The sequence below is a fragment of the Marinobacter sp. DUT-1 genome, assembly GCF_050379415.1.
Classification (GTDB): Bacteria; Pseudomonadota; Gammaproteobacteria; order Pseudomonadales; family Oleiphilaceae; genus Marinobacter.
Genome location: NZ_JBNRLS010000001.1, coordinates 594,469 through 615,379, shown reverse-complemented (window position 1 = coordinate 615,379; position 20,911 = coordinate 594,469). Strand labels below are relative to the sequence as shown.

Sequence of the window (20,911 nt, the reverse complement as noted above, 5' to 3'; positions counted from 1 at the left end):
TTGGGGCAGGGCGTTGCTGTCCTGTTCTAGGGGTTCTTGATGTACGCGTTCTTGCGCAGGTAGAACCACCAGTTAACCACCAGGCACACCGCATAGAACACCGCGAAGCCGTACATGGCCACCTCCGGGGTGCCGGCCTGGATTTCCTGGCCCATCACCCGGGGGGCGATGAAAGCGCCGTAGGCAGCGACGGCGGAGGTCCAGCCCAGGACCGGGCCCTTCTGCTGCTGGTCGAAAATGAACCCGATGCTGCGGAAGGTGGAGCCGTTACCAATACCGCTTGCGGCAAACATGACGATGAACAGGATCAGGAACAGGGCGAAGTAGCTGTTCGGATCTGTGGAGTTGTAGGCCAGCATCATCACGTAACCGGTTGCCACGGAAGCGACCACCATAACCACGGAGATGATCTGGGTCACGATGGAGCCACCCATCTTATCGGAGATCCAGCCGCCCACCGGACGGATCAGTGCACCTACGAACGGTCCCATCCAGGCCCAGGTCAGGGCGCTCGGTGCATCCGGATTGACCACCCGGGTCATGGTGCCGTCGGCGCCCACTTCCATCATGTTGCCGAAGATGACGCTGATGGACAGGGGCAGGGCCGCAGAGAAGCCGATAAAGGAGCCGAAGGTCAGGATGTAAAGCACGGTCATGGACCAGGTGTGCTTGTTACTGAAAATCGCGAACTGCTTCTTGATGTTGGGCTGGATGTCGCCGGGAATCAGGCGCAGCAGGACCACGGTCAGGATGATGGTTAGCGGCAGGGCAATCCACATGTTCATGATGCCCAGAGCCCAGACACCGATAATGGAGGTCAGGAGGCCCACGCCATAAAGTCCCAGGATCTTGCCGAAGGCGGATATCGGGCTGCCCGGGTTCGGGGTGACCACCTTCAGGTTGTTCATGCCGAACCAGCCGGCAAAAGCCAGCGGTATCAGAAACACCAGCCAGATGAAGCCGGCATTCTGGATCCAGGTGTCGGTGCCGGCTTCAATACGGCCGATCAGGGTACCGCTCGGGCTTTGCAGCTGCATCGGATCGCCGGCGAGGGCACCGAAGATACCTACTGTCATCACCAGCGGGATCAGGATCTGCATCGTGGTAACGCCGAAGTTACCGAGTCCGGCATTCATGCCCAGGCCATAACCCTGTTTGCTCTTGGGATAGAAGGCGCTGATGTTGCTCATGGAGCAGGCGAAGTTACCGCCGCCGATACCGGACAGCAGCGCCAGGGCCTGGAACACGATGAATGGTGTCTCCGGATTCATCAGGGCGATGCCAGTGCCGAGCGCCGGAAGCATCAGCAGTGCAGTGGTCAGGAAGACTGTGTTACGGCCACCGGCAATCTTGATCATGAACGAGGCCGGAATCCTCAGGGTCGCGCCGGAAAGGCCTGCTATTGCGCTCAGGGTGAACAATTGGTCCACCGTGAATGGGAAGCCCAGATTCTTCATCTGAGTCGTGATCATGCCCCACATCAGCCAGACCGCAAAACCGATCAGCAGGCTGGGGATTGAAATCCACAGGTTGCGGGTGGCAATACGCTTGCCCTCCCGCTCCCAGAACTCTTCACTTTCGACATCCCAGTGTTCGATGTCTGCGTTGGTTTTGGCCATTTTCTGCTCCTTGATTTACTGCCCTGGCACCACGGAACCCCGTGGCTATTTGGGTTTGGTGTCATTGTGCAAATCAAGTGGCAGAACCAATCTTGATATTCATCAAGGAAACAGCTGGCTGAATTGTGGTGGCGAATCTCAATACCATTCGGCTGTCTTGGCGGGCTCTTATAGTGCTTTAAAAACAACAGGTTGCAATGGTGATATTTCCAAAGTGGTAGCCTGTGGCAGCCCTGGCGCAGTAGAGGTAGCCAATCATTTCCGGCGGTTGTGAGCGGGCCGGTAGAGGATCAAAAGCTGTGTGGCGACCCCAAGATAGGCCAGGCACCAGAGCCCGGCGGACACCCACAGCCAGCCGGGACTGGCGAAGGGCGTTGGGCCGGCGAGGTAGCGGAAAATCGCGGACAGTCCGAGCATGGCAGCCAGGGTGACAGGTTGCCAGCCCGGTGGCGGGCAGCGCGAGGCCCGCTGCCAGGCCAGCCGCAACATGACGCTGGCGGAGAGCGTTCCCAGGGCCCCGATCGTAATCAGATGCAAGGCCGGTGTTACGGCGATGCCGGCAAGCAGATGGGTGCCAGCGACCGCGGCGCCTGCGGCAAGCCAGAGATAGCCGGTCGCAAGCACCAGCAGATCCGGGCGCTCCGGGCAATGCCACAGGCGCCACCGGAGAATCCTGACAGTAATCAGCAGAGCTGCGGACAAGAGCACTGCACCGGCCAATCGTTCGGTGGCTGCGTTCATGGCCAGGCCCATGACCACGATCAGCAGCACAATCAGCGCCCCCTCGATTCTCGGCTGGACCCTGGCCTCAAGGGGAATGCCTTTCTTTTCCAGGGTACCGGCGACTGCAGGCGCAATGATCCGTCCGCCCATAAAGGTCATCAACAGCAGCAGGCCCAGAACCGCGGATTGCAGGAGTCGAGTCCGGTCCGGAAACAGGCTTTCCGGCCCGACCAGTCCTGCGAGCCAGAAACCCGGCACCATCAGGCACAGCACCAGGATCAGAGGGCCGGCTATCTTGTTGCGCCATTTTTTTGCGGCGTTGAACCGGGGCACCACGTAACGGGCTAGCAGCAGCGCAAAGGCGGGGCTCAGCAGCTGAGCGGGCCAGCTGTCCGGTGCCAGCAGCCAGGTGATTCGTGCCAGTAACCACAGGGTGAACAGGGTGGCCAGTATCCGGCGGGGCTGTGGGCCGAGGGTATAGCCGGCGATCAGCGCCAGGGCAAAACCGAAGACCAGTTCATGACCGTGTCCGGCTGCCAGCAGCCCTGGCGGCCACCCGGAGCCCGAAAACACCCCATAGATGGACAGGGGCACGGCGAGGGCGGCAAGAATGGCAGCAGCCGGAAAGAACAGCCAGAACGCATGAGTGTTTTTGCCGGGGCGGGCCGACTTGTCCGAGGTCATCTGCTGTCCTTGACCGTTGGGTGGTGCAGGGCTAACAGTTAAAAGTATCGGAGGCCGATCTGTAAAGGTGCATCATGAATATTACACAACTAGCCCGTCTGCCGTTCTCCGGCAATGGCGCCTGGTCAGAACTGCGGCGCCTGAACCTCTCCATTCCCTTCCTGGCCTGGGTTGTAGTGGTACCCATGTCCTTCCTGCCGCCGGTGCTGCTCTATTATGCCGGCACCCAATACGGGGACAGCTTTATCGAGGGCTTTGGTGGCAAGGAATGGCGTTTCATCACCACTATCCTGTTCCTGGCAGAGCTGCTTACGTTCTTTGTCATGGGATGGCTGATTCACGCAGTGCTTGATAGCCACAAACTGGAAACCAGTTACCAGGATTGCTATCTCCTGGCTGCCATCGCGCCTCTGCCCCTGTGGCTGTCGTCGTTGGCCTTGCTGGTTTCGGCGCTGGCAGTAAGCGTGGTAGCGGTGTTTGCAGGGCTGTTTCTGTCATGCGCGCTGGTGTATCAGGGGTTGCGTTCAATCTGTGAGCGTAAGGACAACGATGTCGAGATGATGTCGGCCACCTACACCATTATGGCCGCGTCCTTGCTGGCCTGGGGTGTCCTGATGGCGATGGTCTGGGCGTTCTGATCAGGCGGCGTAAGGCAGAACACCGTAGTAGATGGCGCTGAAGTGGCAGGCACTGCCGCCGATGACGAACAGGTGCCAGACCGCGTGCATGTAGGGAATGCGGTCCGCCAGGTAGAAGGCGACGCCGGCGGTGTACACAACGCCGCCGGCGATGGTCAGGTTGAGTGCGGTTTCACTGAGGCTGGCCACCAGGTCCGATGAGGCGAAGGTGATCAGCCAGCCCATGGCAACGTAGATTCCCACCCGTGCCAGCTTGAAGCGGTTCTTGAAAATGACCTTGAGAATCACCCCGGTCAGTGCCAGCGACCAGATCACGGCAAAAAGGGTCCAGCCCACGGTACCCCGCATATTCACCAGCAGGAACGGTGTGTAGGTGCCGGCGATCAACAGGAATATCGCGCAGTGATCCAGGGTCTTGAAGGCCCGTTTCAGCTCCGGCCGCCGGGCGCCGTGATAGAGCGCCGAGGCCAGATAGAGAAGAATCAGGGACGCCCCGAAGATACTGAAGCTGACGATCTTCCAGGCATCGCCGGACTGACTTGCGCCGGCAATCAGTGCCACGGTGCCGATAACGCTGAGTAGGGCGCCAATACCATGGGTGGCACTGTTCAGCCACTCCTCGACGCGATGGTGAATGGAGTCAATGGTCTGCTGTGTTTGGGTCATTGCTGGGGATTCCGGATTAGCCATTGGTCTAAGGTACTTCAGCGTACACTTGTACGCAATGGTTCGGGATGAACATCCTGTGACCACGTTCAGAAAAACTGAACAAGGCATCTGAAAACTTCCGGTTTCATGGTCATCCAGCTGGCAGTAACCTTCCGTATATACTTAAACGACGGGAGGTTACCGATGGCGAAAGTTCTTGTTCTTTACCATTCCATGTACGGTCACATTGAAACCATGGCCGAAACAGTGGCTGAGGGTGCGCGCAGCGTTGAGGGCGCGGACGTAGTGATCAAGCGGGTGCCGGAAACCATGCCGGAGCAGGCATTCCTGAATGCCGGTGGCAAGGCGGACCAGGACGCACCGGTTGCCGATCCGCAGGAACTGGCCAACTACGACGCCATCATTTTCGGCACGCCGACCCGCTTCGGTAACATGTCCGGACAGATGCGCAACTTCCTGGACCAGACCGGCGGGTTGTGGGCTGGAGGCAAACTGCACGGCAAGGTTGCAAGTGTGTTTGCATCCACCGGGACCGGAGGCGGCCAGGAACAGACAATCACCTCTTTCTGGACCACTTTGGCCCACCACGGCATGGTCATCGTGCCCCTGGGCTATGGCATTCCGGAGTTTTTCGACATCTCCGAAACCAACGGTGGCACTCCCTATGGTGCGACCACCATCGCCGGCGGCGACGGTTCACGTCAGCCGAGCGAAAAAGAAGTCGCCATTGCCCTTTTCCAGGGCAAGCATGTGGCTGAACTGGCGGTGAAGCTTCACGGTTAATCGATATTGCTCTGCAAAGCGTTGAGCGGTTTTGGGCAGTCAGGATTCCTGACTGCCCTTTTTTGTGCCCGAATCAGCGAGCGGCCCGGTCAGCGGCACCGGTTTTCAGCCTCGAGAAAGTCGCCGGCACCACCCCGAGCCAGGATGCGAGCTGGTTGTCCGGCACTCGTCGAACCAGCTCCGGATACTCCTCCAGCAACAGCTTGTAGCGTTCACTGGCCGGCATGGTGTGTTTCCGGAACTCCCTCATGCTGGTCAGTTCCGCCAGTTCCTCGGTCAGTGCCAGGGCAAAGCGGGGCCACAGACCATCGCCATGGGACTGGATGGCAGACCGGAATGCGGCAAAGTCCGCAACCCAGAGGGTAGCCGGTGTGCTGGAGGTCAGGCACAGGGTATTGCGCACCGTGCGGCTGCGGCCGAAGACCGGCCATACCAGATCACCCTCTGAGAAGAAGTGGTGCACGGAGACTTTGCCGTTGGGCGCTTCCCGGAATAGCCTCAGGATGCCGTACTGAACCAGATAGACGTTCGCCCACGGGGAATCATGTTTCTCGAGGTTCGTCTCACCGTCTATCCGGCGTTGATGGAACAGGCGGGTCAGATCGCCGAGAAACCTTGCTTCCGGGCTGTGCTGGTCCTTGCCCAGGCGGATTCCGAACACGCGGCTGAGGCCATTGAGCAGGGCCACTTCGGCGGGGGCGCTGTCTTGCTGAATGACGTCAGGGTTGTTTTCCCCAAGCATGCAGGGGGCTGAGGAGACGTCTGGCCTGAAGATGCTGTTCATGGTTCTGACCCCGATTGGACTATGGGTAAATTATGGTATCAGAAAAGCATCTTTTGAAATGACTTAAATCATTAAGGCTTTTTCACTGAGTCGATTTAGGTCGGTAGCTTTTGGCTGCGGAGCGGGCCCGCCAAGACGAGGTCAGATGAACGCTTTCATCTGACCCCATGTTCATTCCCGGGACCTCAGTGACTGGTCCCCTCTTCGTAATTGATCTTGTTCCAGACGTTGTACTTACCGGAAGGCTTGTTCATCGGAATACGCTTCTCCTCCTCCAGGGTGTCGGCATCGTAGACGATGACGGCGCCGTCCTTGTCCCACACACTCAGTAGCAGCTTTTCGCCGTAGCGGTCGAATTCCACGTGGGCGGCGACCTTGCCCGGGGCCGGCTGAAGCGTTTGCACGATCTCCAGGGTCTTCTTGTCGATGACGTGGACCTTGTCCTTGTTGGGGCCGAAGAACACATCCACCCAGGCGTACGGGGAGTTTTCGTGGCTGCGCATGAAGAATCCGGGGCCCTGGGTTTCCAGGGTTTTGATCACGTCCCAGTTGTCCATGTCGATGATGGACACGGCGCCGGTGCGGAAGTGGGGGGTGGCCATCACCCGGCGGCCCTGGTATTCCCAGGTAATGCCGGAACCCAGGTGGGGCATGCCGGGAAGCGGAAGCTTGGCGATGGTGTTACCGGTGTCGAGGTTGATCACATAACCGTGCTTGCCGTCACGGGCGGCGCCGATGACGTGTTCGTAGCCGGGGTCGAAGAAGAAGTCGTCCAGCCAGGTGTCGGTTTGCATCCGACGAACCTCGGCCCCGCCATTGTTCACGGTGATTTCCCAGGCTTCGGGAATGTCCTTGAGTGCCGCAATGAAGCTGTCCCGCGGTGGGGCGGCATAGACAGCACTGACCCGGGAGCTGTCGCCGGCGTCGTTTTCCACGGGGATAATCTCCATGAGCTTCAGGTTGGCGGCGTCGAACAGAACCAGGGTGTGGGGCAGGTAGTTGGCAGCCATTACGTAGTTGCCATCGGCGGAGACAGCGATGTTGCGCATGTTGATGCCGGCGCGAATTTCCGCCACCACTTTCAGGTTGTAGAGATCGTACTTGGTAATCCAGCCGTCCCGGGATCCGAAATAGACGTAGCGGCCATCCGGACTGTATTTGGGCCCGCCATGCAGGGCGTAGCGGCTCGGGAAGCGATGAATGGGCTCCATGCTATCACCATCGAGGAGGGTGACGTGGTGATCGCCGATTTCCACCACCAGGAACAGGTTCATCATGTCCGCTTCGTACACCGGCTCATCGGGCAGGCTGCCTTTCGGGTGGGGTAACAGGTGGCTGCTGAGGATTTCCTGTCTACCCCAGACCGGCGTGACTTCCGGAGGCTGATAAATGAAGTTGGCCAAGGCCGTGACCGATGCCTGGTTCAGGGTATCGCCGAAGGCGGGCATCTGGGTGGCAGGGCGGCCAGCGGCGATGACGCTCTCGGCCTCGGCCTGGCGAAGCCGGGAGAGGTTTTCCGGTAACAGGGCCGGGCCCATGCCCCCGAGCCGATCCGTGCCGTGGCAGCTGGCGCAATGTTGCTGATAGAGGGCTTCGGTTTGCATGCCGGTAGCTGCCAGCAAGGCCGGTGCTGCAGACAGGCTGGCACCAAGCAGCACGGCGGATTTCAGGATTTGGCGGATCGGGATTCTGTGTTGCGTCACCGGGGATGGCTCCATGTTCCGGGTTGTCGGGTGCTGCTCAGGCCGGGCGAGTCAGGGCGCTGTCCCAGCCTGCCTGGGCCGGTCGGGCCAGCTTCTCGGCGAGTTTGACCACGTCACCGACAATGATCAGTGTCGGAGGTTGGAAGTCTTCCCGGCGGATGGTGTCTTCCAGGTCCTCAAGGGTGGTAACCGTCATGTGTTGCAGGGGAGTCGTCCCGCGCTCCACCAGGGCCACCGGACAATCGGCCCCCAGGCCATGGGCGGTAAGTTCCCGGACAATAGTCGGGGCGTTGTGCAGGCCCATGTAAAACACGCGGGTCTGGCCCGGAGCTGCGAGTACGGCCCAGTTCAGCTCCAGGGAGTGGTCGGCTTTGCGGTGGCCGGTAACGAAGGTCACGCTCTGGGCATAGTCCCGGTGGGTGAGAGGAATGCCGCAATAGGAGGCGCAGCCGGCAGCGGAGGTGATACCAGGCACAACCAGGAAATCGATGTCGTTATCCACCAGCACCTCCGCCTCTTCGCCGCCACGGCCGAAGATGTACGGGTCGCCGCCCTTGAGCCTGACCACTCTGCGTTTTTGAGTAGCCAGTTTGACCAACAGTTCGTTGGTCTCCTCCTGGGGCACGTAATGGCACCCGCTGGCCTTGCCTACGTGGATGCGCTCGGCACCGGGGTTAACCAGTTCCATGATCTGGGGGGATACCAGGCGGTCATAGACGATGGCGTCTGCCTGCTGAATCAGCATCAGGGCCCGCAGCGTCAGCAGGCCCGGATCGCCTGGGCCGGCGCCGACAATGGCGACGTCACCGGGGCGTAGCGGCTGCTCCGCGAGCTGGAATTCCACCAGGCATTTCTTCCTTGGATTGGGGGTCATGGCGCCACTCCTCACAGATTGTGTACCGGAATTTCTGTCACCGGGGCGGCCACACGTCGGGGCGCATCCACCACACCGATTTCCTCGTTGGTCAGGTAACAGCCGGGGTCTTCTTCCCAGAAGTCCCCGGAAATGTTGTAGGCCCGAACGCGGGTGTTGCCGTTGCAGATGCCCAGGTATTTGCACCCGGCGCAGCGGCCCTTGACGGGTCTTGGGTGTTGGCGGAAACCCTGCATCAGGGGGTCCCGGGCTTCCGACCAGATTTTTGAGAACGGGGCCTGCCGGACATTGCCCAGGTTGTAATCCCACCAGAACGTGTCCGGGTGCACGACGCCCAGGTTGTCGATATTGGAAATGTTGACGCCGGAGGAATTGCCGCCCCAGTTGGTCAGGCGTTGCTCCAGGGCCGGAACCTGGTCCGGGTAATGCTCCTTGGCCCACTCGATCAGGAAGGGGCCGTCCGCGTCGTTGTTGCCGGTCACGTATTCCCGCTCGATGCCGCGCTTCAGCTCGTCATGGCAGTGATTGAACAGCAGGGTCATGGCATCACGGGTCATGTCGTACCAGGCATCGCGTTTGCGGTTGCGACCGCCCCGGCCGGAATAGTTCAGGTGCGACAGGTAGAATTTGTCGATGTGGTGTTCGTCCAGCATGTCGAGCATGGCCGGCAGTTCCGGGTAGTTGTCCTGGGTCAGGGTGAAACGCAGGCCCACCTTGATACCGGCCTGCTTGCACAGGGCAACGGCGTGCATGGATTCGCGGAAGGCGCCTTTTTTCTGGCGGAAGGTGTCGTGGGTCTGCTCCAGGCCATCGATGCTGATGCCGACATAGTCGTAGCCCACTTCTGCAATCTTTCCGATGTTGTCTTCGGTGATCAGGGTGCCGTTGGTGGACAGGCCCACGTAGAAGCCCATAGCCCTGGCCCGGTGGGAGATCTCGAAGATGTCCGGGCGCATCAGCGGTTCCCCGCCGGAGAGGATCAGTACCGGCACACCGAAGGCTTTGAGGTCGTCCATGGTGGCAAAGACTTCCTCCGTGCTCAGCTCGCCCTTGAAGTCGATGTCGGCCGAGATCGAATAGCAGTGTTTGCAGGTGAGATTGCAGCGGCGGATCAGGTTCCAGATCACCACCGGGCCGGAGGGCCTCGGCACCGGACGCACCGGGGTCGGCTCCATCAGGCTCTTGATGTAGCGGGTCATTCGGAACATGGGGCATCTCCCTGCTTTTTCAGTCGTAAGCCGGTTTTCTTGAGAATCGCCGAGCTGTAAAGGATGCTGTGGCCGGAACAGGTGGTTCCCAGCAGTTCCCTGATCTGCCGGGCCTTGTCCTCCACTTCCTGCCGGCTGGTACCGTGGACCATGGCGAACAGGTTGTAGGTCCACCAGGGCAGGTGCCTGGGGCGGCGGTAGCAGTGGCTGACAAAGGGCAGTTCACCGACGCGCCGACCCATGGTCGAGACGGCCTTGTCGTCGATATCCCACACGGTCATGCCGTTGAAGCGGTAACCGAGCTTGTAGTGATCGGGCACCGCGGCCACCCGCCGTAACACGCCGGCGTCCTGCATGCGCTGGAAACGGGCCAGGATTTCGTCCGCCGGGATGCCCAGTTGTTCGCCCAGCGTGGCCCAGGGATCGGTGGTCAACGGCAGCCCCCCCTGGGTGGCCAGAATCAGTTGCCGGTCCCTGGCGCAGAGCTGGTAATAGGTGCCGGCGTCCCGTTCAGACGGGAAAGTGGAGACGGACATGGAACTCCTCCTCCTTGGGCATGTTGTAGACCGGGTAGCCGGTGCGCGCCTCGATCTGTTCTATCACCTCGGCGATGCCTTCGCCGGCCTCGGTCGCCAGAACGAACCACATGTTCAGCTCATGATCCCGGCGGTAGTTGTGAGCCACTTCATCTAAGGCGTTGACCTGACTGGCCACCCGGTCAAAGTCCTCTTCGGCAACGCGCATCGCCGCGAGCGTCAGGCCGCCACCCATTTCACCGGCATTGAACATCGGGCCGAAACGGGTAAAGACACGCTCTTCGAGCAGTTTTTCAAGGGTGTCGAGCAGGGCCTGCTCGCTGATGTCGAGTTCTTCGGCCACGGCCAGGTAAGGACTGGCAACCAGGGGCAGGCCGTGCTGGAGCCGGTTGATAACCGCTTTCTCCAGATCGGTGAATCCCTGCTGCTGCGTCTCCCGACGTGAACGCTCAATCGTGGCTGACATAACGGCCTCCCCGTTGGCGGTAGGCTTTGGTGCTGAACAGGACCGTGTGGGGAAAATCCTGAAGGTGCTTGTCGGCAATGAGACTGTCGATCTGGGACAACACCCGGTTGCGGTCGACACCATGAATCATGCAGAACAGGTTGTAGGGCCATTCCGGAAGCCGGCGAGGGCGCTGATAGCAAAGGGTTACGAAGGGTGCCCGGGCGACGGCCTCACCAACGGACGTGACCCAGCGATCCGGTACGTTCCAGACCACCATGGCGTTGGCGGTGTAGCCCAGGGTGCGGTGTTTCACCACCAGACCGAGCCGTTTGATCAGGCCCTGGGCCTGCCACTGGTCCACGGCGGTCATGACTTCCTGTTCCGTAAGGCCGGTCTGCTCGGCGAGGGTTTGCCAGGGCCGGGTGGTCAGGGGCAGCCCATGCTCCAGTCTTTGTCGGAGCCGTAACAGTCCCCAGGCGCTGATCGGCCCCTGGCCGGCCACTTCCGGAACCACCGCCAGGTAATCAATGGAGGTGTTCACGGCAATGCCTCCCAGTCGATGTCGAAACCCAGATCGATGTGGTAGCCCTCGACCATGGGCAACCTCAGCATGGGCAGGCGCAGCTGGTGTTCCAGCTCGTCGAGCCGCTCATCCAGAGTGTCTTCATCCGGTGCGGTCATGACGAACCAGAGGTTGTAGGTGTGTTCCCGGGCGTAGTTGTGATTGACCCCGCGGGCACGATTGATGCGGGCAGCCACCAGGTCCATCTGCTCCTCTGGCGCTGCCACCGCGGCAAGCAGGCTGGCGCCTGCCCGCCGGTGTTCGAATACAGGTCCGACCCGGCTGACGACCTGATCGGACTGGAGGGTCTGCAAGCGGTCGATAATCTCACCTTCGGAGATACCCAGTTGCCGTGACATCTCCAGGTAGGGACGCTCACACACCGGGAGATTCCTCTGATACAGGTTGATCAGTTGCTTGTCAGTACTATCCAGTCTCATTGATCTGTCCTCCGGGCCGGAAACGGGTCAGTACACGTCGTGCTGGGTGTTGTAGACATTGAACTTGCCGGTGGGGGTCACCAGCCGCTCGTCCTTGATCACCTTCTTCAGCTTGCGTGTCTTGTCATCGACAACCACCAGGGCTGAGGTCAGATCCTGGGCATTCCATACCGAGAACCAGACTTCGTCACCGGCGACGTTGTACTCCGGCTGCACGACCCGCTTGGGGCCCTCTCCGACATCGGCCCATTCGGCGATCGGCAGTACCTCATAGCCGGCCTCCAGATTGTTGATGTCGAACACCGCCACGCTCTGGCTGACGGCCTCTGCCGGGTTCAGAGCCGTGTCCACATACAGGTTGTCGGACTTTGGATGGGTCTTGATGAACAGTGAGCCGCCGCCCTGGCCGTTCAAGGTGCGGACGACTTCCCAGGCCTTGTCCGGATGGCCTTCCGGGTCAGTGCCGATCAACTGGATGGTCGGGTCGCCCAGGTGGCTGGTGGCCCAGACCGGGCCATGCTCGGGATCCACGAAGTTGGCGCCCCGGCCCGGATGGGGAATCTTGCCCACATCCACCAGTGCCGCCAGGTTACGGTCCCGGGAGTCCACCACCGCAATCTTGTCGGACTGGTTGGCGGCGGTCATGAAGTACCGCATGCTGCTGTCCCAGCCACCGTCATGCAGGAACCGGGCGGCGTCGATGGTGGTGACGCTCATGTTGTCGAGATCCTCGTAATTCACCAGCATGATCTTGCCGGTTTCCTTGACGTTGACGATGAACTCGGGATGCTCGTGGGAGGCAACGATGGCGGCAACCCGCGGTTCCGGGTGGTACTCCTGGGCGCCCACGGTCATGCCCCGGGTGCCGACAATCTTCTTCGGCTCCAGGGTCTCGCCGTCCATGATCACGAACTGGGGTGGCCAGTAAGTGCCGGCAATGGCGTACTGGTCTTCATAGCCCTTGTACTTGGAGGTTTCCACGGACCGCGCCTCCATACCGACCTTGATCTTGGCGACGGTATCCGGCTCTTCCATCCACAGGTCCACCATGTTCACCAGCGCATCACGACCAATTACGAACAGGTAGCGGCCGGAGGCGGACATCCGGGAGATGTGGACGGCATAACCGGTATTGATGATATGGGCGATCTCATGTGTGTCACCGTCAATCAGGGCAATCTGGCCGGCATCCCGCAGCGTCACGCTGAACAGATTCTTCAGGTTCAGGTCGTTCATCTGTTTGGTAGGCCGGTCCTCAGGCGGGACAATCACTTCCCAGGTAGCCTTCATGTCTTCCAGGCTGTACTCGGGTGGCTGGGGCGGCTCGTGCATGACGTACTTGGCCATCAGCTCCACTTCGTCCTCGGTCAGGTCGCCCGAGGTCAGCCAGTTCGGCATGCCCGCCGGTGAACCGTAGCTGATGAAGGCCTTGAGGTAATCGATACCCCGCTCCTGGGTGATGTCCGGCGTCAGGGGCTTGCCGGTGGCACCCTTGCGGAGCACGCCGTGACAACCGGCGCAGCGCTGGAAATAGATTTTCTTGGCTTTTTCGAACTCGGCATCGGTCAGGTCGGGTGCTCCGGGTGAACGGACAACCTTGGCCGAGCCGGGCTCTACGGTACTGGCTGTGCCTTCATAGGCTGTGGATGCCGGGTCATCGGGATGTTTCGTGGCGTCCGTGGCAGCCAGGGCGCCAAACGACGCGACGGCCACCGCCAGAGCCAGGGGTTTGAAGATTATGCGCGATACTCTCATCAGGTTCTCTCCTTGGATTTAAGAGTCCCTTTAGATTTCGCTTCTTGAGCTCCATGAACATTGATTAATATCAGATGAATGTTATTTGTTAGCCGACTACCCCTCAGTGGGTATTTCTAAAGATCACTGGTATTGCATTCCTCTTTTAACCAATATCAAGGATGACGCAATAGGGCGTTGCGACCATGATTCTGAAAATCTGAAAACGGGAGCGGAGCGATGGGCAGGCGAAAAGGCTGGAAGCGGGAGCTGAGTCTCCTTGCGGTTTGTTCCCTGCTGCTGACGCCGGTCACCGGCGCGGAATCCCGAACCCAATCGAACCTGGCCAACCTGGTGTTGCAGGATTGCGGATCGTGCCATGGGATGACTCTCAAGGGGGGACTGGGGCCGGCTCTGCGCCCGGAAAACCTCGAGAGGCTGCCTGCCGAAGCCATTGCCGCGATCATCCGCGAGGGGGTGCCGGACACCGCCATGCCGCCCTGGAAACCTCTCCTGGCACCTGAAGAAATTGACTGGATCAGTCGGCAGTTGAAAGCCGGCACCCTGATTTCACCGCAATAGCATACTCGGAGGCTCGCCAAGCAATGGATCGTCCCGGACATGTTTTCCATCGTCTGTTACTGATAGTCCTCCTGATGGTGGGGCTTGCAGGCTGCCAGGTGTTCACTCCCGCCTCACCGTCGCATGAATTGATGGGCACCGGTGATCTCGGGCTGATCATTGAGCGTGCGACCGGTTCGGTGCTGGTGATCAATACCTCTCGGCACACAGTGCTCGGGCGGGTTGAAGGGCTCGGGGATCTCTCCCACGCCTCGGTGGTTTACTCCCGGGACGGCCGCTACGGCTTTGTGTTCGGCCGCGATGGCGGGCTGACCAAGGTGGATCTGTTGGCCCGGTCCATTGTCGAGCGGGTGATCCAGTCCGGTAACAGCATTGGTGGCGCCATTTCCCAGGACGGCCAGTTCGTGGCGGTCTCCAACTACGAGCCCGGGGGCGTGAAGGTTTTTGACAGCGAGACCCTGAAGCTGGTGATGGATATTCCGGCCAGCTACACAGACGCCGAGGGCAAGGCAGTGCACTCCAAGACCGTCGGGTTGGTGGATGCACCGGGCAACCGGTTTGTCTTCAGCCTGTTTGATGCGGACGAAATCTGGACCCTCGATATGGCCGTTTCCGGGCCCGAGGTTCGCAAGTTCGATGCTGGCGACGCCCCCTACGATGCGCTGATCACTCCGGACGGCCGTTACTACATTGCCGGCCTCTTCGGCGAGGACGGTTTGTCCCTGCTGGATCTGTGGAATCCGGAGCAGGCGGTGACCGAGATCCTGCCGGACTACGGCAAGAGCGAACAGAAACTGCCGGTGTACAAGATGCCTCACCTGGAAGGCTGGGCCATCGCCGATGGCCGGGCGTTTTTCCCGGCGGTCGGGCACCACCAGGTGCTTGTGGCGAAGATGGATGACTGGTCACTGGTGGACCGGATTCCCGTGCAGGGTCAGCCGGTGTTTGTGATGGCCAGCCCCGACAACCGGCAGATCTGGGTCAGCTTTGCCCACCCGAATAACGATGTGGTGCAGGTGATTGATTCACAGGCACGGGAAATTATCCGGACCCTGGAGCCTGGCGAGGCGGTACTGCATATGGAGTTTACACCCCGGGGCGAGGAGGTCTGGGTGTCTGCCCGGGACAGCAATCGGGTGACGGTGTACAGCACCCGGACCCTGGAGCCGGTGGCAACGCTTGATGCGGAGAAACCCAGTGGCATCTTTTTCACCAGCCGGGCCCATGCGCTTGGTCTGTAGCCATCCTCGGGGTCGGGTTGCCTTGACACTGGTGTTTGGCATGGCGGTGTCGGCGGGCTCTGGTGCAGCCGGAAATCCGTCGCCATTGGGGATCCGCATCGAGTCCGTTACGGAGGTGACCGCCGTTGCCCGCCACCGTCTGACCAGCTTTCTGGCACAGGCCGGCTGTTCGGCGGATGTGCGGTTTGGTGAGCCTGGACAGGATGTCGTGCTTGAGTTCCGGTCCGGTGAGACCGGGGCCGACAATGCGCCGGTGCTGGTGGCAACCAACCGGAAGGGCAATCGGCCCACGCCTGTCTGGGTGACCCGCCGAACGGCGGGGGTAGGTTCAATCGCCGAGCTGGCAGGGCGTGATCTTGCGACCGTGGAGGGGCCGGATCCGCTTGGTTCCCGATTGGCCCTGGCAGCCCTGGCGGAAGTGGGCGTGAAGCCGGCCCGGCAGCAGCTTTATGAAGCCGGGGACTATAGCTCGGCGCTGGGCCTTTTACTCCACAATAACACCCATGCGGCGGTTTCGGAGGCGGGCTTTGTTGAGCCGATGCTGAAGAAAAATGGTCTGGTTGTCACCTGGGCCGGCAAGCCTGTTTCCGCAGGTGGATGGTATCGGGGAACGGGCTGGAACATGCCCGCCCTGCTTTGCGAGGATGCTCTGGGAGGGCTCACCCGCAGCGGTGATCGCCAGATCTTCTCGGTTTTTCCCGAATGGGTTCATGGTTTTAGCAGGCCTGAGCGCCTGAATTCAGAGGAAGTTTCCCAATGACGTTCTATCAACCGGTTGGCAATGAGATCGACCTTTTCCAGGCCGCGGCCGACAACGGCCTGCCTGTGCTGATCAAGGGCCCCACCGGCTGCGGCAAGACCCGCTTTGTCCGCTACATGGCGGAGCAGCTGAATCGGCCAGTGTACACGGTGGCCTGTCACGATGACCTGACGGCGGCAGACCTGGTGGGGCGGCATCTGATCGGTCCTGATGGCACCTACTGGCAGGATGGCCCGCTCACGCGGGCGGTCCGGGAAGGTGGGATCTGCTATCTGGACGAAGTGGTGGAAGCCCGGAAGGACACCACGGTGGTACTCCACCCGCTGGCCGACGATCGCCGGGAGCTGCCCATCGAACGCACCGGTGAACTGCTGGAGGCGGCGCCCGGATTCATGCTGGTGGTGTCCTATAACCCGGGGTATCAGAGCCTGCTCAAGGGCATGAAGCCGAGCACCCGGCAGCGCTTCGTGTCGCTGCGGTTCGACTATCCCTCCGAGGCGTCAGAGCAGACCATTGTCGCCAAGGAAGCCGGCTGCGACCGGGACCTGGCCAGGCAGCTGGTGAGTCTGGCGTCGGCACTGAGGAACCTGAAGGATCACGATCTGGAAGAGGCGGCGTCTACGCGCCTGCTGATCCACACGGCAATGATGATCAAGGCCGGTCTGCCGCCGCTGGATGCGGTGCGTGCCGGCATGATCGAGCCATTGTCGGACGATGAAGCCACGGTGGCAGCACTCATGGAGGTGGTGTATGCAATATTCGGGCGGCCGGGAGAAAGTCGCTAGCGGGGCGGTGATCCCGGTTATCTGGTATTTGCTGAATCTTTTGGCAATTCCGGTGATCGGGTTTGCTGTGCTGGTGTGGTTGTATCTTCATGGCGAGGATGACCATATCCTGCGCCGGGCCCATGCCCGGGCGGCGCTGATCATGTCGGTGGTCGGCGCGGTGTTGATCAGCTCTGGCGTGGGCGTGGCCTGGCTGGCCCTGGGCAATACCGGGCACTTCTGGACCTTTTCCCTGGTGTGGGCCATCGTGCTACATACGGGGTTTGTGTTGTGGGGGATGGTGGCCCTGGCGCAGGCGATGGCTGACAAGAAGCCTTTGTTTCCCAAGCGCTGGTTGTAGCCCTATGAAGACGGGGTCAGATGAAGGCTTTCATCTGACCCCAGGTTCCGGCCAGCTCGCGGGGTTACTCCGGGGTCTGATGAAAGCCTTCATCTGACCCCATCTTCACGCCGAAAACACCCCAGATGGGGCACTAGCTCGCCGCATGAAACCCGGCGATCACCGCCACCACCACCGGCGCCCAGGCCTGGGCGGCGAGGCGCCAGCCTCGTGGCGCTTTCCGCATTTCCATGAAGTGGTCTACCAGCAACATCGCCTTCACCACAATCAGCGCAAACACCAGCCAGGCCAGGAACCCGGGCCCCAGACCCGTTTGCAGGGCGATGACTGGTAACGCAGTGCAGATCATCAACGCCAGGTAGATTGTCAGCATGTCAGTTTCTCCTCACGCCAGCACATAAACCATCGGAAAAAGCACCAGCCACACCAGGTCTACCATGTGCCAGTAAGAAGCACCGGACTCCATGCCGTTCATGTCGGTACCGTCGTAGTCGCCATTGCCGACTTTTACCGCCAGGACGACCAGGATGATCTGTCCCAGCACCACGTGCATGAAATGGAAGAAGGTCAGGAAAAAATAAAACATGAAAAAGGTGTCGGTGCCCAGGTTGTAGCCTTGGCCATACAGGTCAGCGTATTCCCAGAGTTTGCCCATGGTGTAGACGCTGGAAACTGCCAGCGCGAGCCACAGACGCAGCCGGCTGCCCTGTTCGCCGTGACGGAGCCGGTGCACCGCGGTGGCCACCAGATAGCTGGCGGTGATCAGTGCCACGGTATTGAGCAGACCGATCCACGGATGCAGAACCTCTCGGCCGGCCTGGAAAGTGGCCGGATCAAGACTGCGGGCCACGGTGAAACCGATGAACAGGATGCCGAACACCGCCAGTTCGGCAAAGATGAACATCCAGACGGCGATGTCGCCGGGCAGGTGTCTGGCCCTGGTTGCAGTCAGGTCGTTCATGGTCATCGGGTCAGGTTGAGATAGAGTTTGGGCAGTTGCAGCGGCAGCTGGGCCGGGTCCCGGATGACCACGTAATGGTTGCTGCCGAACACGTAGGGCAGGTATTCGCTGGCCTCGTCGTCGATGGTGACGCAGAACGGGGTCAGGCCGGCCTTATGGGCCTCCTGCACCGCCATGCGGGTGTCTTCCACGCCGTAACGACCTTCGTACAGATCCAGATCGTTGGGCTTGCCGTCGGTGAGCAGCAGCAGGATCTTCTGGTGTTCGTGACGGGTCTTGAGTAATCGGGTTGCCTGGCGGATAGCGGTGCCCATTCGAGTGTAGTAGCCCGGCTCCAGGGCCTGGATGCGACCCCGGATGGTGCCGGTATAGGCCTCGTCAAAGCCCTTGAGGTGATGGAAACGCACGTGGTCCCGGCGCCGGGAGGAAAAAGCGAACAGCGCGAACGGGTCGCGGCTGGCCTGCAGCGCCTCGCTGAGCATTTGCAGGCCATCCCGGGCCACGTCGATCACGCGCTGGTGGTTGTTGATATAGGTTTCGGTGGACAGGGATACATCGGCCAGCACCAGGCAGGCCAGGTCCCGCTGGCTTTGCTGGCAACGCCGGAACAGTTTCTGGTCGATGGCGCCCTGGCGCTGGCGGTTCTGGACCTCCCGCTCCAGGCAGGCATCCAGATCCAGTTCGTCGCCCTCCACCTGGCGCTTCTGCCACTGTTTGAGCGGTTTCAGGGCATTGAACTGCCGTTGCAGCCGTTTGGCGGGCCGCCGCAGAGGTTCGGGCAGCTCTGCCGGCTGGGCGTCCCGGGCCAGCATGGGCTGCAGGCAGCAGAATTTCTCCCGGTAGCTCTGGCTGCGCCAGTCCCACTCCGGCAGGTGAATGCCGGGGCCCAGGCGCAGGTCGTCATTTTCTTCCGAGGGCAGGTCGAGGTCGAACTTGATGGAGGAAGAGGTCTCGCGCCGGTCGTTGGAGACGGAGATCATGTCCATGTCGTCAGCCACGGCCTCGGCGTCTTCCTCCTCGGTGTCGTCACCGGCCCGGTCCACGGGAATGAACTCGGTCCAGGAGAACAGGCTCTCCAGACGGAAGATCATCAGGCCCTGGTCCCGGTCGAACCCTTCGACCCGTTCCGCTTGCCGGCGCTTGCGTTTTTTCGACAGGCCGCCGGGGCTGGATTGGGTGTTGTCATCGCCAATCACCTGGCCGTTGGCAGGGCTCTGGTTCAGGGACGGGTACAGCCACAGAATGACAGGCCATGGGTCGGTGCCGGCATCCGGAATCCGGGTGACGCTGCCAGGGTGAATCAACGCCTGGCGAATGGCGTCTTCCCGGGCCGCTTCGACTGGTGGCAGGTCATCCGGGTGTGGACGCCACTGCAGTGAGTGACTGACCAGGCGCTGATAGATGCGCTCCAGCCCCGGCCAGCGCTCCAGTACGTCCTGGACCATGGCCTGGTTGCCGGTGAACCAGTCGCTTTCCTCCGGTTCCGGCGAGGCGGCCAGCGCTGCCAGCCAGAGGTACAGGTCCCGATTCAGGCTTGCTGACGGAAACAGGGCCACGCGTTCGGGCAGTCGCAGGTTCTGGTCATCACGCCAGGCCAGTTCGAACTTGCGATGGGTGCCGGCGAGCTTGTGCAGGAATCGCCGGCGCAACCGGAAATGCCGGGGTTCGGCCGTTACCAGGCTCAATGCCGGATCACCGCCCAGGGCCCGGAACAGGATGCCCAGGTTGCGGGCTTCGTCTTTCAGGTGGACGGCATGTTCGGGAAACTCGCCCAGCGCCTGGCGGGTGATGTATTCATGCCATTTGTAGCCAACCCATTCTTCCATTGCTTGCTCCTCGTCAGCTCCGCCGCCCGGCTGGTTCGTTGTCCAGCTGGTGCACCGGGATCAGTACGGTCTGGCGGTTGGGCTCGCCCGGCTCCCAGTGCAGCAGGCTGCCCTCGGGATTGTCTTTCTGAACCTCCCGGCAGGCGCTCACGCATTGCAGGCACTGGGTACAGGTGAACTTGGCCCGCTTGTGACTGCGGGTGGGCAGCCGCATCGGGCAAGCTTCGTCACAGGCCTTGGTGCAGTCCCGGCAGGCGGCGGCGCGGGCGGTATCGAAGGTCACCATTCGGCCCCGGCCATTGGTCATCCAGGCGATGCTCTGCACCACGCCGAAGGCGCAGCCATACTTGCAGAACAGATGCCGGGCAAACAGGAAGTCCAGGGTGAAAACGGCACTGGTCACGGCAAGGAATACCGAGGGGTAGAACGCCAGATTGCCGGTCACGAGATCGGTGTACAGAGGAATCGGCGGCAGCAGATACGAGAGCATTGCCAGTGCCCAGGAGAACCCGATCAGTCCGCACACCAGGGTCAGTCCAGCCCAGTGGATGACTTTGCCCCGGCGGCCTTTCTTCAGTGCTTCCCACAGGGTAGGGCGGCCGGTGATCCGGGTCATCAGATGATTGATGGTTTCCACTACGGAAAAATGCGGGCAGAGCCAGCCGCAGTAGATCCGTCCCCATTTCCACGCAACCCAAAGCACCAGCGGTACGAGCACGAGGATGGGGAGAATGAACCAGAACAGGATCTGCCCGGCGACATCCGCCGGTGAGCTATGGGCGACCCAGTCCAGGTTGAGGTTAAAGGAAAGCGGAAACCCGAACAGGATAAAGCGGGTCTCGGTCAGGTCGTAACGAAACAGGTTGAGGACCGGTGCAAGCAGGAACAGCGCGAAGAAACTGACCCGGGTGATCAGGCGATTCCTCTGCAGAGTGTCCTTTGGGTTGACGGCTTGTGCTTGCACGGTCGGTATCCGGGTTTGGCGGGGGCTGCCGGGCGGCCGGCAGCCCC

The 20,911-nt window shown here is 61.0% G+C and carries 22 protein-coding genes and 1 pseudogene; 7 read left to right on the top strand and 16 right to left on the bottom strand.

The window, feature by feature from the left end; genetic code table 11:
- Nucleotides 1–26: 26 nt before the first annotated feature.
- A complete protein-coding gene (locus tag ACQUTG_RS02835) occupies nt 27–1,619 on the bottom strand; it encodes an MFS transporter (RefSeq protein ID WP_428917940.1) in 1,593 nt (530 codons plus the stop codon).
- A 255-nt stretch (nt 1,620–1,874) separates the two neighbouring features.
- Nucleotides 1,875–3,026 (bottom strand): NnrS family protein, encoded by a 1,152-nt coding sequence (locus ACQUTG_RS02830; RefSeq protein WP_428917939.1) that lies wholly within the window; start codon nt 3,024–3,026, stop codon nt 1,875–1,877.
- Nucleotides 3,027–3,100: 74 nt separating this feature from the next.
- On the opposite strand from ACQUTG_RS02830, the gene ACQUTG_RS02825 reads away from it, so the two are divergent.
- Nucleotides 3,101–3,664 carry a Yip1 family protein gene (locus ACQUTG_RS02825; RefSeq protein WP_428917938.1) on the top strand — a complete coding sequence of 188 codons (564 nt, stop codon included), beginning with the start codon at nt 3,101–3,103 and terminating at the stop codon, nt 3,662–3,664.
- Here the strand turns inward: ACQUTG_RS02825 and trhA are convergent, their stop codons facing one another.
- Nucleotides 3,665–4,330 (bottom strand): PAQR family membrane homeostasis protein TrhA, encoded by a 666-nt coding sequence (gene trhA / locus ACQUTG_RS02820; protein ID WP_428917937.1) that lies wholly within the window; start codon nt 4,328–4,330, stop codon nt 3,665–3,667.
- A 186-nt stretch (nt 4,331–4,516) separates the two neighbouring features.
- Here trhA and wrbA point away from each other — a divergent pair, with 186 nt between their 5' ends.
- Nucleotides 4,517–5,116: an NAD(P)H:quinone oxidoreductase gene (gene wrbA / locus ACQUTG_RS02815; RefSeq protein ID WP_428917936.1), complete on the top strand. Its 600-nt coding sequence runs from the start codon at nt 4,517–4,519 to the stop codon at nt 5,114–5,116.
- Nucleotides 5,117–5,189: 73 nt separating this feature from the next.
- Here wrbA and ACQUTG_RS02810 read toward each other — a convergent pair whose 3' ends face one another.
- The 9 genes and pseudogenes from ACQUTG_RS02810 to ACQUTG_RS02770 form a co-directional block, all read right to left on the bottom strand.
- Nucleotides 5,190–5,900 carry a Crp/Fnr family transcriptional regulator gene (locus ACQUTG_RS02810; RefSeq protein ID WP_428917935.1) on the bottom strand — a complete coding sequence of 237 codons (711 nt, stop codon included), beginning with the start codon at nt 5,898–5,900 and terminating at the stop codon, nt 5,190–5,192.
- 185 nt (nt 5,901–6,085) lie between these two features.
- Nucleotides 6,086–7,504, bottom strand: a complete 1,419-nt coding sequence (locus ACQUTG_RS02805; RefSeq protein WP_428918449.1) for a cytochrome D1 domain-containing protein — start codon at nt 7,502–7,504, stop codon at nt 6,086–6,088.
- Nucleotides 7,505–7,640: 136 nt separating this feature from the next.
- Nucleotides 7,641–8,450, bottom strand: a pseudogene (gene cobA, locus ACQUTG_RS02800) (uroporphyrinogen-III C-methyltransferase); the annotation flags it as partial.
- Nucleotides 8,451–8,488: 38 nt separating this feature from the next.
- Nucleotides 8,489–9,685 carry a heme d1 biosynthesis radical SAM protein NirJ gene (gene nirJ / locus ACQUTG_RS02795; RefSeq protein WP_428917934.1) on the bottom strand — a complete coding sequence of 399 codons (1,197 nt, stop codon included), beginning with the start codon at nt 9,683–9,685 and terminating at the stop codon, nt 8,489–8,491.
- Nucleotides 9,673–10,221 carry an Lrp/AsnC family transcriptional regulator gene (locus ACQUTG_RS02790; protein WP_428917933.1) on the bottom strand — a complete coding sequence of 183 codons (549 nt, stop codon included), beginning with the start codon at nt 10,219–10,221 and terminating at the stop codon, nt 9,673–9,675. The genes nirJ and ACQUTG_RS02790 overlap by 13 nt, the downstream gene beginning before the upstream one ends.
- Complete coding sequence (locus ACQUTG_RS02785; protein ID WP_428917932.1) at nt 10,196–10,687, bottom strand: Lrp/AsnC family transcriptional regulator; 492 nt, start codon at nt 10,685–10,687, stop codon at nt 10,196–10,198. The genes ACQUTG_RS02790 and ACQUTG_RS02785 overlap by 26 nt, the downstream gene beginning before the upstream one ends.
- Complete coding sequence (locus tag ACQUTG_RS02780) at nt 10,671–11,171, bottom strand: AsnC family protein (RefSeq protein ID WP_428918448.1); 501 nt, start codon at nt 11,169–11,171, stop codon at nt 10,671–10,673. The genes ACQUTG_RS02785 and ACQUTG_RS02780 overlap by 17 nt, the downstream gene beginning before the upstream one ends.
- 35 nt (nt 11,172–11,206) lie before the next feature.
- Entirely contained in the window at nt 11,207–11,671 is a 465-nt protein-coding gene (locus ACQUTG_RS02775) for an AsnC family transcriptional regulator (protein ID WP_428917931.1), read from the bottom strand.
- A gap of 27 nt (nt 11,672–11,698) precedes the next feature.
- Complete coding sequence (locus ACQUTG_RS02770; protein ID WP_428917930.1) at nt 11,699–13,426, bottom strand: cytochrome D1 domain-containing protein; 1,728 nt, start codon at nt 13,424–13,426, stop codon at nt 11,699–11,701.
- A 219-nt stretch (nt 13,427–13,645) separates the two neighbouring features.
- Here ACQUTG_RS02770 and ACQUTG_RS02765 point away from each other — a divergent pair, with 219 nt between their 5' ends.
- From ACQUTG_RS02765 to ACQUTG_RS02745, 5 genes are all read left to right on the top strand, one after another.
- The gene (locus ACQUTG_RS02765) at nt 13,646–13,987 is read left to right on the top strand and encodes a c-type cytochrome (protein ID WP_428917929.1); all 342 of its coding nucleotides are present in this window, start codon (nt 13,646–13,648) and stop codon (nt 13,985–13,987) included.
- Between the two features lie 74 nt (nt 13,988–14,061).
- Nucleotides 14,062–15,228 carry a cytochrome D1 domain-containing protein gene (locus ACQUTG_RS02760; RefSeq protein WP_428918447.1) on the top strand — a complete coding sequence of 389 codons (1,167 nt, stop codon included), beginning with the start codon at nt 14,062–14,064 and terminating at the stop codon, nt 15,226–15,228.
- A 31-nt stretch (nt 15,229–15,259) separates the two neighbouring features.
- Complete coding sequence (locus ACQUTG_RS02755; RefSeq protein WP_428918446.1) at nt 15,260–15,988, top strand: hypothetical protein; 729 nt, start codon at nt 15,260–15,262, stop codon at nt 15,986–15,988.
- Entirely contained in the window at nt 15,985–16,773 is a 789-nt protein-coding gene (locus tag ACQUTG_RS02750; protein ID WP_428917928.1) for a CbbQ/NirQ/NorQ/GpvN family protein, read from the top strand. Before ACQUTG_RS02755 ends, ACQUTG_RS02750 begins: the two co-directional genes overlap by 4 nt.
- Entirely contained in the window at nt 16,739–17,113 is a 375-nt protein-coding gene (locus ACQUTG_RS02745; protein WP_428917927.1) for a hypothetical protein, read from the top strand. The genes ACQUTG_RS02750 and ACQUTG_RS02745 overlap by 35 nt, the downstream gene beginning before the upstream one ends.
- Before the next feature lie 133 nt (nt 17,114–17,246).
- Here the strand turns inward: ACQUTG_RS02745 and ACQUTG_RS02740 are convergent, their stop codons facing one another.
- From ACQUTG_RS02740 to ACQUTG_RS02725, 4 genes are read right to left on the bottom strand one after another with little or no spacing between them, the layout of a single operon-like run.
- Nucleotides 17,247–17,486 (bottom strand): cytochrome C oxidase subunit IV family protein, encoded by a 240-nt coding sequence (locus ACQUTG_RS02740; RefSeq protein WP_428917926.1) that lies wholly within the window; start codon nt 17,484–17,486, stop codon nt 17,247–17,249.
- A 12-nt stretch (nt 17,487–17,498) separates the two neighbouring features.
- On the bottom strand, nt 17,499–18,074 hold the full coding sequence (locus ACQUTG_RS02735; RefSeq protein ID WP_428917925.1) for a cytochrome c oxidase subunit 3: 576 nt from the start codon (nt 18,072–18,074) through the stop codon (nt 17,499–17,501).
- 2 nt (nt 18,075–18,076) lie between these two features.
- Nucleotides 18,077–19,900: a nitric oxide reductase activation protein NorD gene (locus ACQUTG_RS02730; protein WP_428917924.1), complete on the bottom strand. Its 1,824-nt coding sequence runs from the start codon at nt 19,898–19,900 to the stop codon at nt 18,077–18,079.
- 13 nt (nt 19,901–19,913) lie between these two features.
- Entirely contained in the window at nt 19,914–20,864 is a 951-nt protein-coding gene (locus tag ACQUTG_RS02725) for a 4Fe-4S binding protein (RefSeq protein WP_428917923.1), read from the bottom strand.
- Nucleotides 20,865–20,911: the final 47 nt, after the last annotated feature.

Bases quoted from the DNA above. Each gene is read 5' to 3' on its own strand.
- ACQUTG_RS02835 (WP_428917940.1), bottom strand. From the start codon at position 1,619: ATGGCCAAAACCAACGCAGACATCGAACACTGGGATGTCGAAAGTGAA.
- ACQUTG_RS02830 (WP_428917939.1), bottom strand. From the start codon at position 3,026: ATGACCTCGGACAAGTCGGCCCGCCCCGGCAAAAACACTCATGCGTTC.
- ACQUTG_RS02825 (WP_428917938.1), top strand. From the start codon at position 3,101: ATGAATATTACACAACTAGCCCGTCTGCCGTTCTCCGGCAATGGCGCC.
- trhA (WP_428917937.1), bottom strand. From the start codon at position 4,330: ATGACCCAAACACAGCAGACCATTGACTCCATTCACCATCGCGTCGAG.
- wrbA (WP_428917936.1), top strand. From the start codon at position 4,517: ATGGCGAAAGTTCTTGTTCTTTACCATTCCATGTACGGTCACATTGAA.
- ACQUTG_RS02810 (WP_428917935.1), bottom strand. From the start codon at position 5,900: ATGAACAGCATCTTCAGGCCAGACGTCTCCTCAGCCCCCTGCATGCTT.
- ACQUTG_RS02805 (WP_428918449.1), bottom strand. From the start codon at position 7,504: ATGCAAACCGAAGCCCTCTATCAGCAACATTGCGCCAGCTGCCACGGC.
- nirJ (WP_428917934.1), bottom strand. From the start codon at position 9,685: ATGTTCCGAATGACCCGCTACATCAAGAGCCTGATGGAGCCGACCCCG.
- ACQUTG_RS02790 (WP_428917933.1), bottom strand. From the start codon at position 10,221: ATGTCCGTCTCCACTTTCCCGTCTGAACGGGACGCCGGCACCTATTAC.
- ACQUTG_RS02785 (WP_428917932.1), bottom strand. From the start codon at position 10,687: ATGTCAGCCACGATTGAGCGTTCACGTCGGGAGACGCAGCAGCAGGGA.
- ACQUTG_RS02775 (WP_428917931.1), bottom strand. From the start codon at position 11,671: ATGAGACTGGATAGTACTGACAAGCAACTGATCAACCTGTATCAGAGG.
- ACQUTG_RS02770 (WP_428917930.1), bottom strand. From the start codon at position 13,426: ATGAGAGTATCGCGCATAATCTTCAAACCCCTGGCTCTGGCGGTGGCC.
- ACQUTG_RS02765 (WP_428917929.1), top strand. From the start codon at position 13,646: ATGGGCAGGCGAAAAGGCTGGAAGCGGGAGCTGAGTCTCCTTGCGGTT.
- ACQUTG_RS02760 (WP_428918447.1), top strand. From the start codon at position 14,062: ATGGTGGGGCTTGCAGGCTGCCAGGTGTTCACTCCCGCCTCACCGTCG.
- ACQUTG_RS02750 (WP_428917928.1), top strand. From the start codon at position 15,985: ATGACGTTCTATCAACCGGTTGGCAATGAGATCGACCTTTTCCAGGCC.
- ACQUTG_RS02745 (WP_428917927.1), top strand. From the start codon at position 16,739: ATGCAATATTCGGGCGGCCGGGAGAAAGTCGCTAGCGGGGCGGTGATC.
- ACQUTG_RS02740 (WP_428917926.1), bottom strand. From the start codon at position 17,486: ATGCTGACAATCTACCTGGCGTTGATGATCTGCACTGCGTTACCAGTC.
- ACQUTG_RS02735 (WP_428917925.1), bottom strand. From the start codon at position 18,074: ATGAACGACCTGACTGCAACCAGGGCCAGACACCTGCCCGGCGACATC.
- ACQUTG_RS02730 (WP_428917924.1), bottom strand. From the start codon at position 19,900: ATGGAAGAATGGGTTGGCTACAAATGGCATGAATACATCACCCGCCAG.